The organism is Micromonospora chalcea (assembly GCF_002926165.1).
GTDB lineage: Bacteria > Actinomycetota > Actinomycetes > Mycobacteriales > Micromonosporaceae > Micromonospora > Micromonospora chalcea.
Window position 1 is genome coordinate 1 of sequence record NZ_MAGP01000018.1, and the last position, 12587, is coordinate 12587.

Genomic DNA, 12587 nt, shown 5'->3' on the forward strand with positions numbered 1-12587 from the left:
GCGGTGGGCGGGACGGGTGGGGGGTGCGCCCACGGGGACTCCTCGGGGTGGATCAACGGGGTGGGCATCATCCTGCACCCCCGGGGGCTGCGGCGGCAGTCCTCGGACGGTGCGCTGCGGGCGTGACAGCGCTCCCGGCGTAACATCGTCTGTCGACCGTGCCGCTGTGGAGGTGGACCGGTCACCCGCTCCGCCGCGCCGGTGTCGGCCGCGTTGTGTATGACTGTGGTCTGAGTCAGGATCAGCAGGGCATTCGGAAGGAGCCCGACATCACCAGCGAACTCCCGCGACTCGCGGCGGTTACCCGACCGCAGCGGGGTTCCGGCGCATCGGGCGCCGTCCACGTGCCGTCGGCCGGGGCGGGGCTGCACGGCGGCGTACCGCCGGGCGAGCGGCTACGGGTGCTGCTGGTCGAGGACGACGAGGGCGACGCCTTCCTGGTCGGCGAGCTGCTCGCCGAGACCAACTCGATGATCGACCTGCTGGTGGCGACCAGTCTCAGCGAGGCCCGGCAGCGGGTGATGGGCGTGGACTGCGTCCTGCTCGACCTGGGCCTGCCGGACGCGCAGGGCCTGGACGGGCTGCGCCGGGTGCTGGAGATGGCCAGCGGCGCGGCGGTCTGCGTGCTGACCGGCCGGTCCGACGAGCACCTGGGCATCGTCGCGGTCGCCGAGGGCGCGCAGGACTACCTGGTCAAGGGCCAGGTCGACGGGGTCCTGCTGACCCGGGCGCTGCGGTACGCGGTGGAGCGCAAGCGGGCCGACGAGAACGCCCGCCGGCTGCGTGAGGTGGAGCTGCGCCAGGCCGAGTCCGCCCGCCTGGAACGCGGCCTGCTGCCGCAGCCGTTGATGACCACCGACGAGGTGTCGGTGCACACGTTCTACCGGCCCGGCCGGCACGCCGCGCTGATCGGCGGCGACTTCTACGACGTGGTGCAGACCCGGCCGGACCGGATCGACCTGATCGTCGGCGACGTCTGCGGGCACGGCGTGGACGAGGCGGCGCTCGGCGTCGAGCTGCGCGTGGCCTGGCGGGCGCTGGTGCTGGCCGGGGTGCCGGACGACGAGGTGCTGCCCGCGCTGGAGCAGGTGCTGATGAGCGAGCGCCGTCTCCAGGAGATCTTCGCGACGGTGGCCACCACCCGGCTCGACCTGGCGTCGGCGCGGGCCACCGTACGCCTCGCGGGTCACCCGCCGCCGCTGCTGCTCAGTGGCGGCAAGGTTGCGCCGGTGCCGGCCAAGGGTGGGCTGCTGCTGGGCGTACGGCCGCGCCGCCCGATCGCCTTCGACCTGGAGTTCGACACCGACGACTGGTCTCTGCTGATGTACACCGACGGCCTCATCGAGGGCCGGGTAAACGGCGGTGACGAACGGCTCGACGTGCCCGGTCTGACCGATCTGCTCGCCGACCCGGCCAACCGGGCGGTGCCGCTGTCCGAGCTGCCCGCCTGGCTGGTGGGGCGCGCCGAGCAGATAAACGGTGGCCCGCTGGCCGACGACGTGGCGATGTTGCTGGTGACGCGGGGCAGCGGCCGGTGAGTGCGAGCGCGAAGGGCGACGGGGAGGAACCGGTGAAGGCGTACCAGCAGGGGTGGACCCTGCGGCGGCGGGTGGCCGCGCTGCTCGGCGTGGTGGTCGTGCTGCTGCTCGGGCTGGCCGGCGCGGAGGCGGCGGTCGCCGCGCAGAACCGCCAGAACATCGACGCGGTGCTGCTCAAGACCGGTCCGCTGCGGGTGCAGGCGCAGGAGCTGATGAGCGCGCTGCTCGATCAGGAGACCTCGGTGCGCGGGTACGCGGTGAACGGCGACCGCACCGACCTTGAGCCGTACCAGGAGGGCGTGAAGCGCGAGCAGAGCCTGGCCGCCTCGATCCGCGATCTCTCCGCCGACTACCCGGACGTGCGCCGGTCGCTGGACGTGGTGGAGCAGGAGACCGCGCAGTGGCGGAGCCAGGTGGCCGAGCCGGTGATCACCACGGTCGAGCGGGACGGACCCGCGGCCGGACAGGCGCTGATCACCGACGCGACGCGGCAGCAGTTCGACGGCATCCGTTCGTCGGTGAACACGCTCCAGGACGAGATCCTCACCGTCCGGCAGGAGACCGCCGACCGCGTCAACGCGACGAGCAACACGCTTGTCGTGCTGCTGATCATCGCCGCGCTGGTGGTCACGACGGCCGGCGTGGTCATGCTGCTCTCGCTGGACCGGATCCTGATCCGCCCGCTGGCCGCCCTGGTCGGCCAGGTGCGTGAGGTGGCCGACGGCGACTACCGGCACCGCATCGAGGGGTCCGGGCCGCCGGAGTTCCGCCGCCTCGCCGAGGACATCGACCAGATGCGGATGAAGATCGCCCGCGAGCTGGACGAGGTACGCGAGGCGCGGGAGCGCATCGAGTGGGTCAACAGCCAGTTGCAGAAGCAGGCCGAGGAGCTGACCCGCTCCAACCGTGACCTGGAGCAGTTCGCCTACGTCGCGTCGCACGACCTGCAGGAGCCGCTGCGCAAGGTGGCCAGCTTCTGCCAGCTCCTGCAGCGGCGGTACGCCGGACAGCTCGACGAGCGCGCCGACCAGTACATCGCGTTCGCGGTGGACGGCGCGCAGCGCATGCAGCGGCTGATCAACGACCTGCTGGCGTTCTCCCGGATCGGCCGGCTGACCACCGGTTTCACCGAGGTCGACCTGAACAAGGTGATGGGCGACGTGGCGGGGCAGACCGAGGCGGCCGTGCAGTACGCCGACGCGGAGCTGACCTGGGGCGAGATGCCGACCATCCGCGGCGAGGAGCCGCTGTTGACCAACCTGCTGGTCAACCTGGTCAGCAACTCGGTGAAGTTCCGCCGCCCGGATGTGCCGCCGAAGGTGCACGTGTCGGCGCGGCTGGTCGACGGCGAGTGGGAGATCAGCTGCCGGGACAACGGCATCGGTATCGAGCCGGAGTTCGCCGACAAGATCTTCGTGATCTTCCAGCGGCTGCACTCGAAGGACGCGTACCCGGGCACCGGCATCGGGCTGGCGATCGTCAAGAAGATCGTGGAGTATCACGGCGGCCGGGTCTGGGTGGACACCGACGCCGACGAGGGCACCACGATCCGGTTCACGCTGCCCGCGCTGGAGGCCGACATCGAGGCCGCCAAGGCGGCGGAAGCGGCGGAGGTGGCCGAGGCCGGGGAGCAGGCCGTGGCCGCCGAGGGTGACCCGGCGGCCGTCGGGCGTCAGCCGGACGGCGAAGCGCGCGAAGAGCCGCCCGCGGAGGCGGACGGACACGGTACAAACGGTGGCATGAAGGAGACGGTGGGATGACCGCGCCCGCGGACGGCAAGAGCCCGATCGAGGTCCTGCTCGTCGAGGACGATCCGGGCGACGTGCTGATGACCCAGGAGGCGTTCGAGGAGCACAAGCTCCGCAACCGCCTCACCGTCGTCTCCGACGGCGCCGAGGCGCTCGCGTACCTGCGCCGTGAGGGCCAGTACGCGGACGCGGTGACGCCCGACCTGATCCTGCTCGACCTGAACCTGCCCCGGCGCGACGGCCGGGAGGTGCTGGAGGAGATCAAGAAGGACGGGGAACTGCGCCGCATCCCGGTCGTGGTGCTCACCACCTCGCAGGCCGACGAGGACATCCTGCGCAGCTACCAGTTGCACGCCAACGCCTACGTGACCAAGCCGGTGGACTTCGAACGCTTCATCTCGGTGGTCCGCCAGATCGACGAGTTCTTCGTCAGCGTGGTCAAGCTGCCTCCGCGTGGCTGACCCGCTGCTGGACGACGTCGGCGCGCTGCTGCGGGAGGCGGCGGCCAAGGTCGTCGTGCCGTTGTTCCGCCGGCTCGACGAGGCAGACATCTCCGAGAAGGCGCCCGGCGAGGTGGTGACTGTCGCCGACCGGGAGGCCGAGGCGCTGATCTCCGAGGGTCTGCGTCAGCTGCTGCCCGGTTCGGTGGTGGTCGGCGAGGAGGCCGTCGCCGAGGACCCGGACCTGCTGCGGCACCTGCGCGGCAGCGGTGACGTATGGCTCGTCGACCCGGTCGACGGCACCTCCAACTTCGCCGCCGGGCGGCGGCCGTTCGCGCTGATGGCGGCGCTGCTCACGGACGGCGTACCGGTGGCTTCCTGGGTGTACGACCCGCTGGACGGCACGATGGCGGCGGGCCGGCTCGGCGCGGGCACCCGGCTGGACGGAGCGCCGCTGCGGACGCCGCCGGCGGAGCCGCGGGTGGGCGCGCTGCGGGGCACCGCGGCGACGAAGTTCCTGCCGCCGGACTTCCGCCGCCAGGTGGAGGAGGGCGGGCGCCGCATCGGTGAGTTGCTGCCCGGCCAGCACTGCGCCGGCCGGGAGTACCTGGACATCCTCACCGGCACGCAGCAGTTCGTGTTGTTCTGGCGCACCCTGCCGTGGGACCACACGCCGGGCACCCTGCTGGTGCGCGAGGCCGGCGGTGTGGCCCGCCGCTTCGACGGCGCCGACTACCACCCGGCCGACGACGGCACGGGACTGCTCGTGGCGGCCAGCCCGGACGTCTGGGACGAGGTGAGCGCCGCCCTGCTGGGTGGTTGAGCGGCGCTGCGCGACGGCCACGGCACGCTGCGTCGACGCCAGCCGCCGTACGCCGTCGCCGGCCTGGCGTGTCGCGCGTGTTCCGGTATCGTGACCGGCGGTCTCCGCCAGCAGGCCGCCGACCGGCGCCGGCGGAGACGCCGCTCGGTGTACGGGGGCCGGCGGTCGACGGAAGGACCAACACGTGCCCAGGACCAGCTCTACCGGCCGGCGCGCCCGGCGGTCGCTGCTCGCCGCGCTCGCCGCGCTGGCCGTGCTTCTCGGCTCCGGCATGGCCGCCGGGCCGGCCGCCGCCGTACCCAGCCCGAACGCCCCGAACGAGGGCGGCAGCAAGCAGCTGCGGGCGGCGCTGGAGGCGGCGGCGAAGGGCCACATCGAGGCCCAGAACAAGCTGGAGAACTCCAAGCGCCGGCAGAAGGCGCTCGACGCCCAGCTCAAGGACATCGAGGTACGCCTCGTCGGGCTCAGCGCGCAGGCCGGTGAGGTGGCCGCGCAGTCGTACCGGATGGGCCGGCTGACCGCGACGTCGATGCTGCTGGCCAGCGCCGACCCGAACGACTTCCTCAAGCGTGCCGCCGAGCTGGACGTGATGGCCCAGCGGGACAGCAAGCGGCTGCGGGAGCTGGCCGACGCGAAGGCCGAGGCGGCCGAGGCGAAGCTCGCCATCGACGCCGAGGTGCGCGAGCAGGCCAAGCAGGTGGCGGTGCAGGCCCGCAAGAAGAAGGACGCCGAGGTGGCGCTGGCGAAGGTCAGCTCCGGCGCCGGGTCCGGGTTCAACGGCACCTCCTCGTCGGCGAAGCCCGCGCCGCGCAACTCGGACGGTTCGTGGCCGTCGGAGTCGTGCTCGGTGGACGACCCGACGCCCGCGTCCGGCTGCATCACGCCGCGCACGCTGCACATGCTCCAGCAGGCGAAGGCGGCCGGTTACAAGCGCTACGCCTCGTGTCACCGCAGCGGTGGCGGCGGCGAGCACCCCAAGGGCCGGGCCTGCGACTTCTCCGCCGCCAGCGGCGGGTTCGAGGACAAGACGGCCACCGGCGGCGACAAGGCGTACGGCGACAGCCTCGCCGCCTGGGCGAAGAACAACGCGAACCGCCTCGGCATCATGTACGTCATCTGGTATCGGCAGATCTGGATGCCGAACACCGGCTGGCGCGCGTACAGCGGTGGCGGCAGCCCGGCTGCCGACCACACAAACCATGTTCACATCTCGATGTATTGACGCGGCCCGCCGGCGGCGCTGCGTACCATCGCGACGGTGAGCAGCACATCGTCCGACGTCATGGCGGAACCGGCGGCCGACGCCCCGGTTCCGCCGCGGGCCCTCCCGAACGGGCTCGCCGCGTTCCTCGTCTTCTTCTCCAGCGGCGCGGTGCTGGTGCTGGAGACCGTCTCGTTGCGCCTGGTCGGCCCGTACGTCGGGGTGACGCTCCAGGTGACCAGCTCGGTCATCGGCATGGCGCTGGCCGCGATCGCGTACGGGGCGTGGTTCGGCGGGTGGCTCGCCGACCGGCGTGACCCGCGTACCCTGCTCGCCCCGGCGCTGGTGCTGGCCGGCATCGCCACCGCCGTCACGCTGCCGATCGTCAGGTACGCCGGTGAGGTGCTGCGCGGTGGCGCGGCGAGCGCGGTGCTCCTGCTGACCGCGCTGGCCGTGGTGCCCGCGGCGGCGCTGCTGGCCGGCATCACCCCGCTCGTGGTGAAGCTTCAGCTCGCCGACCTGCGCCGCACCGGCCAAGTGGTGGGCAAGCTGTCCAGCATCGGCACGCTCGGCGGCATCACCGCCACGCTGGGCACCGGCTTCGTGCTGGTGGCCGCGCTGTCCAGCTCCGTCATCGTGCTGGGACTCGCTGCCGCGCTCGGGGTGACCGGGCTGGGGCTCGGCGTGTGGCTGCGACGCCCGGCCGGGGCCGGCGGGCCGTCCACGCCGGGCCGGGTCAAGGCCGCGCTGGCGTTGCTCGGTCTCGCCGCGGCGGGGCTCACCGCTGCCGCGCCGAACCCGTGCGACGTGGAGACCGCGTACCACTGCGCCCGGGTCGAGGTGGACCCGTCGTGGCCGCAGGGACGCACGCTCTACCTCAACTCGGCCGAGCACTCCTACGTCGACCTGAACGAGCCGAACCACCTGAAGTACGCGTACACGCAGTGGATCGGCCTGGTCGCGGACGTGGCGCGGCCGGCGAAGCAGCCGATGGACGCGCTGCACCTGGGCGGCGGCGGCTTCACCGTGCCGAACTACCTGGCCGCGACCCGGCCCGGCACCGACAACCTGGTGTTCGAGCTGGACGGCGGGCTGGTCGAGCTGGACCGGCGGGAGCTGGGCCTGCGCACCGGCCCGAAGATGCGCGCCGAGGTGGGCGACGCGCGGGTGCTGCTGCGCGGCGAGCCGACCGACAGCCGCGACTTCGTCGTCGGCGACGCGTTCGGGCACCTGGTGGTGCCGTGGCACCTGGCGACCCGGGAGATGGCCGCCGACATCCGGCGGGTGCTGCGCCCGGACGGGATCTACGTGCAGAACGTCATCGACTACCCGCCGGGCCGGTTCATCCGGGCCGAGCTGGCCACGGTGAAGGCCGAGTTCGCGCACGTCGCGCTGATCGCGCCGCCCGGCGCGATCGACGGGGAGCAGGGCGCCAACTTCGTGATCGTCGCCTCGGACGCGCCGCTGCCGCTCGCAGCGATCCCGCCCGGTCTGAAGCTGCTGCCGGAGCGGGCCGAGCTGATGGACGAGGCGGCGGTGACCGAATGGGTGGGCGACGCGATGGTGCTCACCGACGACTACGCGCCGGTGGACCAACTCCTCGCGACCGCCTGAACGGGTGACTTTCCTGACCGATTCCGACCGCTGAGGTGTACCGGGGCCCACTTCGGGCAACAGGACCGACCATGGGTGGACCGGTCAGGAACGGCGTGCAACTGCTCGGCGAGCGCTATCGGCTCGTCGAGCAGTTGGGTGCGGGCGGCATGTCGGTCGTCTGGCGCGGCTACGACGAGGTGCTGGGCCGCCAGGTGGCGGTCAAGGTGCTGGCCTCACGGCTGGCCAGCGACAAGGCGTTCCGGCACCGGATCCGGGTGGAGGCGCAGGCCGCCGCGCGGCTGTGCCACCCCAACATCACAAACGTGTACGACTACGGCGAGTCGGTCCAGGTCGGCCTGACCGTGCCGTACGTGGTCATGGAGCTTGTCGACGGCGGTCCGCTCAGCGGGCGGCTCGGCCGCGACGGGCAGCTTCCGTGGCGGGAGGCCATGACCATCGGCGCGGAGGTCGCCTCGGCGCTGGCCGCCGCGCACGCCCGTGGCGTGGTGCACCGGGACGTGACCCCGGGCAACGTCATGCTGACCCCGACCGGCGTGAAGGTCGTCGACTTCGGCATCTCGGCGCTGGTGGGGGAGAGCGACAAGGGGCCGGACGGCGCGCTGCTCGGCACGCCGGCCTACCTCGCGCCGGAACGGCTGGACAACGGCCACGTCTCGCCCGCCACCGACGTGTACGCGGTCGGGCTGCTGCTGTACCGGATGCTGACCGGCCGCCTGCCGTGGCAGGCCAGCACCACCACCGAGATGCTGCGCGCGCACATGTACCGCGACCCGGACCCGATGCCCCCGGTGCCGGGCCTGCCCGAGCCGGTCGCCGCGCTGGTGCAGCGGTGCCTGGCCAAGCGGCCCGAGGACCGCCCGGCGACCGCCGAGGTGGCCCGTACGCTCGCCGAGGCGGCCGGTATCGCGGCGATCGTGCCGGTGTCGCCGGCGTTCGGCCGGATGGACCCGGCGCACGCCGAGAACGCCGGCACCACGATCCTGCCGTGGTCGGCGGAGACCGACGCGCTGCCGTTCTCGGCGGTGCGTACCCGCACGAAACGGGCGGTGGCGCGGCGACGCAAGGTCGAGGCCGGTGTGGCCGCCGTCGGACTGGTCGCGGTGACCGCCACGATGTGGGGACTGACGTCGCGGAGCCCGGCCAGCGGCGGCGTCGAGCCGACCGAGGCGCGAATGAGCCTGCCCGAGCCGACGCCCTGCGCTGTCGACTACTCGCTGCGCCGCGACACCGGCAAGGACTTCTCCGCCGAGTTGACGCTCACCAACACCGGTGACCGGGAACTGCGCGGCTGGACCATGAACTTCACGTTCCCCGGCAAGCAGACGGTCACCACGGCCCAGCCGCCGGCCCGGCAGGAGGGGCGTACCGTGTCGATTCCCGCGCCCACCGCGACCCCGGCGCTGGCTCCCGGCGCGTCGGCGAAGCTCACGCTGGCCGGCCGCTACACCGGGAGCAACACGCTGCCGGTGGAGTTCACCGTCGGCGGCAAGAGCTGCGGCGTGCAGGTGTCCGGGATCGCCGGGTCGGCGCCCACCACCGCGACGCCGGTGAAGACGCCGGTCAAGTCGCCCACCAAGACCACCGCGAAGAACACCACCAAGAGCGGGCCGGCGAAGCCCAAACCGGCGAAGCCCAAGGCCGCACCGAAGCCCGGCAAGGGCAAGGAGGGCCCCAAGGGAAAAGCACAGTAGACCAGTCGAAGGGGGGTGGGCCGGGCAAGGGCAAGGGCAAGGGCCCGAAGAAGGACTGACGGTCAGGCCAGCGCGGAGAAGCGTTGCACCTGGGTGATGCCGCCCTCCACGATGAGCACGCTGTCCGCCTCCAGCACCGTGTCCGGTCCGACGTACCGGAACCGTTCCCCGGCCTGCTTCTCACCCACCACCATCACGCCGTACCGGTCCTGCGGCGCGATGTCGCGCAGCGACCGCCCGACCAGCGGCGCCGGGACCTTGACCTTGGCGATGGCGAAGTCGTCGTCGAACTCGATGAAGTCGAGCATCCGGCTGACGATCAGATGCGCCACCCGCTCACCGGTCTCCGCCTCGGGGAAGACCACGTGGTGCGCGCCGACCGAGTGCAGGATCTTGGCGTGCTTCTCCGAGGTGGCCCGCGCCCAGATCTGCTCGATCCCCAGCTCGGCCAGGGCCAGTACGGTGAGCACGCTCGCCTCCAGCGACGCCCCGATCGCGACCACCACCCGGCGGAAGTCCGCCAGCCCGAGCTGGCGCAGCACCACCTCCTCGGTGGTGTCCGCCTGCACCACCCGGTCGAGGTCGGCCGACCAGTGCTGGACCCGCGCCGGGTCGTGGTCGATCGCCAGCACCTCGTAACCGAGCCGGGACAGCGAGTCCGCGAGGCGCGAGCCGAACCGGCCCAGGCCGATCACCGCGATGCCGGTCTCCTCCGGGCGTCTAGCCGACAATGGGTTGCTCCTCCGGGTAGCGGTACAGCCGTCGACGGGTGTTCAACGCGATGGCCGAGCCGAGCGTGAGCGGCCCGACCCGGCCGATGTACATGAGCGCGATCAGCACGTACTGACCGGGTGGGGAGAGCTGCCCGGACACCCCGACGGTCAGGCCGGTGGTGCTGAACGCGGAGGTGACCTCGAACAACGCGGCCGAGAACGACACGTGCGAGGTCAAACCGATCAGGCCGACCGTCCCGCCCGCCACGAGCGCCACGCTCAGCAGCGCCACGGTCAGCGCCTGCCGCTGGCTGGCCGCCGCCACCCGGCGGCGACCGACAGTGGTGTCCGGCTCGCCCCGCAACTCGGCCCAGATGGCGAAGCCGAGCAGGAAGAACGTGGAGACCTTGATGCCGCCGGCCGTGCTGGCGCTGCCGCCGCCGATGAACATCAGGCCGATCAGCATGGGATAGCTCTCGTCGGTGAGCCGCCCGACGTTTATGACGTCGAAGCCGCCGGTACGGCTCAACGCGATCTGGGTGAACGACGCCAGCAGCTTGCCCGGCACGTCGAAGGTGCCGATCGTGAACGGGTTGCCCCACTCGGCCATCAGCAGGTAGGCGACGCCGAAGACGGTCAGCACCACGCTGCCCCAGACGGTCAGCTTCGTGGCGACCGCCCAGCGCGCCGGCTGCCGCCACTCGCGTACCGCCTCGAACAGCGCCGGGAAACCCAGCCCGCCGATGATCGCGCCGATGCTGAGCGGCAGCGCCACCCAGCCGTCGCGGGAGAACGCGATCAGACCGTCCGAGTAGAGCGCGAAGCCGCCGTTGTTGAACGCCTGCACCGAGTGGAACACCGCCGACCAGAGCGCCCGGCCCGGCCGGTAGTCGTAGGCCAGGAACAGGCGCGCGGCGATCACCGCCGTCATCAGGGCCTCGGTCACGAAGACCGTCGCCGCGATGCGCAACAGCAGCCGGCGTACGTCGCCGAGGCCGAACTCGGCGGTCTCCGCCTGCACGAGCAGCCGGTTACGCAGGCCGAGCTGGCGGGAGACCGCCAGGATCACCAGCGACGCCCCGGTCAGGATGCCCAGGCCGCCGAGCTGCGTCAGCACGGTGATCATCACGAGCCCGAAGCCGTTCCAGTAGTTCGGCGTGTCGGTCACCGCCATCCCGGTCACCGACACCGCCGACGTGGACGTGAACAGCGCGGTGACGAACGGGGTGTACCGCTCCTCGCTGGTGGCCCAGGGCAGCATGAGCAGACCGGTGCCGACCAGGATCACCGCCAGGAACCCCAACGGCACCAGCCGTACGGGCTTCCGGAGCAGGCGGCGCATCCCGTCATCTTCCGTCCGGAGATTCACCGGCAGGTCAGGAACCGACCAACTGGCGGTCAACCGCGCCCGGTCTGCTGTGCGTACCCATCGACGACAGGAGACGGCGTTGCGACGTACCCTTTCCGCCCTCGGCGTGGCCGGCGCGCTGCTCGCGGCGGCTGTGGTGGTGCCGGCCGTGGCCGCCCAGGCCGGCCCGGGCGACCGCGCCGCCGAGCAGGCCCGCGCGACCCAGCGGCCGATCGTGATCGGCCACCGCGGCGCGAGCGGCTACCGCCCGGAGCACACCCTGGAGGCCTACCGGCTCGCCATCCGGCAGGGCGCCGACTTCATCGAGCCGGACCTGGTCGCGACCAGGGACGGCGTCCTGGTCGCGCGGCACGAGAACGAGATCTCCGGTACGACAGACGTGGCCGCCCGCCCCGAGTTCGCCGCTCGCAAGGCGACGAAGACCATCGACGGGGTGACAGTCACCGGCTGGTTCACGGAGGACTTCACGCTGGCCGAGCTGAAGACGCTGCGGGCCAAGGAGCGGCTGCCCCAGGTGCGGGTCGCCAACACCGCGTTCGACGGCAGGTTCGAGATCCCGACCTTCCAGGAGGTCATCGACCTGGCACGGACCGAGTCGAAGGCCCGGGGCCGGACCATCGGCGTCTACCCGGAGACCAAGCACCCCACCTACTTCGCCTCGATCGGCCGCCCGCTGGAGGAGCCGCTGGTGGCGGTGCTGCGCCGCAACCGGCTCACCCACCGCGCCGACACGGTGTTCGTGCAGAGCTTCGAGACTGCCAACCTGCGCAAACTCGACAAGATGATCGACGTACGGCTGGTGCAGCTCATGGACGCCAGCGGCGCGCCCTACGACTTCGTCGCGGGCGGCGACAAGCGGACCTACGCGGACCTGGCCACGCCCGCCGGACTGGCCTGGATCTCCCGGTACGCCGACGGCGTCGGCCTGAACAAGAACCTGATCGTGCCCCGGGACTCCGCCGGACGGCTGCTCGCGCCGACCCCGGTGATCCGTGAAGCGCACCGGCAGAAGCTGGTGGTGCACGCGTGGACGTTCCGGGCCGAGAACCAGTTCCTGCCGGTGGACTTCCGCATCGGTGCCGACCCGAACGCGCGTGGCGACATCACATCCGAGTACGAGCTGTTCTTCGACCTGGGCCTGGACGGCGTGTTCAGCGACCACCCCGACACGGCGGTGGCCGCCCGAGCCGGCCGCTGACCCCTGCTCCTGTTCACGGGGTGCCCGCCGTTCCGGCGAGCACCCCGTTAGCGTGCCGGGGTCCGTCGCGCTCGCCCGCTCCCGAGATCTTGGTACGAAACGGCCCTCCGAGGGGCCATCCCGTACCAAGATCTCGGGCCGCTCCATCGATCTTGGACTTGTGGTGCCTCGCGTAAGCCGCGAACCGGGCATCTGAGGCGCCACAACTCCAAGATCGGCGGGGCTCGGCGGGGCTCGGCGGGGCTCGGC

10 protein-coding genes are annotated in these 12587 nt (G+C 72.1%); 8 read left to right on the forward strand and 2 right to left on the reverse strand.

What is annotated here, in order from left to right; translation table 11 throughout:
* The first annotated feature begins 344 nt into the window (after positions 1 to 344).
* From BAW75_RS03245 to BAW75_RS03275, 7 genes are all read left to right on the forward strand, one after another.
* Complete coding sequence (locus BAW75_RS03245) at positions 345 to 1538, forward strand: PP2C family protein-serine/threonine phosphatase (protein WP_208635176.1); 1194 nt, start codon at positions 345 to 347, stop codon at positions 1536 to 1538.
* A gap of 32 nt (positions 1539 to 1570) precedes the next feature.
* Positions 1571 to 3298, forward strand: coding sequence for a sensor histidine kinase (locus tag BAW75_RS03250; RefSeq protein WP_104112583.1), 1728 nt, complete (start codon positions 1571 to 1573; stop codon positions 3296 to 3298).
* Complete coding sequence (locus tag BAW75_RS03255) at positions 3295 to 3747, forward strand: response regulator (protein WP_043328130.1); 453 nt, start codon at positions 3295 to 3297, stop codon at positions 3745 to 3747. The genes BAW75_RS03250 and BAW75_RS03255 overlap by 4 nt, the downstream gene beginning before the upstream one ends.
* A complete protein-coding gene (locus BAW75_RS03260; protein ID WP_104112576.1) occupies positions 3740 to 4549 on the forward strand; it encodes an inositol monophosphatase family protein in 810 nt (269 codons plus the stop codon). Before BAW75_RS03255 ends, BAW75_RS03260 begins: the two co-directional genes overlap by 8 nt.
* A gap of 184 nt (positions 4550 to 4733) precedes the next feature.
* Positions 4734 to 5771, forward strand: a complete 1038-nt coding sequence (locus BAW75_RS03265) for a VldE C-terminal domain-containing protein (protein WP_104112577.1) — start codon at positions 4734 to 4736, stop codon at positions 5769 to 5771.
* A gap of 60 nt (positions 5772 to 5831) precedes the next feature.
* The gene (locus tag BAW75_RS03270; RefSeq protein ID WP_208635177.1) at positions 5832 to 7364 is read left to right on the forward strand and encodes a fused MFS/spermidine synthase; all 1533 of its coding nucleotides are present in this window, start codon (positions 5832 to 5834) and stop codon (positions 7362 to 7364) included.
* Positions 7365 to 7435: 71 nt separating this feature from the next.
* The gene (locus BAW75_RS03275; RefSeq protein ID WP_104112579.1) at positions 7436 to 9058 is read left to right on the forward strand and encodes a serine/threonine-protein kinase; all 1623 of its coding nucleotides are present in this window, start codon (positions 7436 to 7438) and stop codon (positions 9056 to 9058) included.
* 62 nt (positions 9059 to 9120) lie between these two features.
* On the opposite strand, the gene BAW75_RS03280 is transcribed toward BAW75_RS03275, so the two are convergent.
* Positions 9121 to 9789: a potassium channel family protein gene (locus tag BAW75_RS03280; protein WP_064446653.1), complete on the reverse strand. Its 669-nt coding sequence runs from the start codon at positions 9787 to 9789 to the stop codon at positions 9121 to 9123.
* The gene (locus tag BAW75_RS03285; RefSeq protein WP_104112580.1) at positions 9779 to 11113 is read right to left on the reverse strand and encodes a TrkH family potassium uptake protein; all 1335 of its coding nucleotides are present in this window, start codon (positions 11111 to 11113) and stop codon (positions 9779 to 9781) included. Before BAW75_RS03285 ends, BAW75_RS03280 begins: the two co-directional genes overlap by 11 nt.
* Before the next feature lie 106 nt (positions 11114 to 11219).
* On the opposite strand from BAW75_RS03285, the gene BAW75_RS03290 reads away from it, so the two are divergent.
* Complete coding sequence (locus BAW75_RS03290) at positions 11220 to 12338, forward strand: glycerophosphodiester phosphodiesterase (protein WP_104112581.1); 1119 nt, start codon at positions 11220 to 11222, stop codon at positions 12336 to 12338.
* The last annotated feature ends 249 nt before the right edge of the window (positions 12339 to 12587 follow it).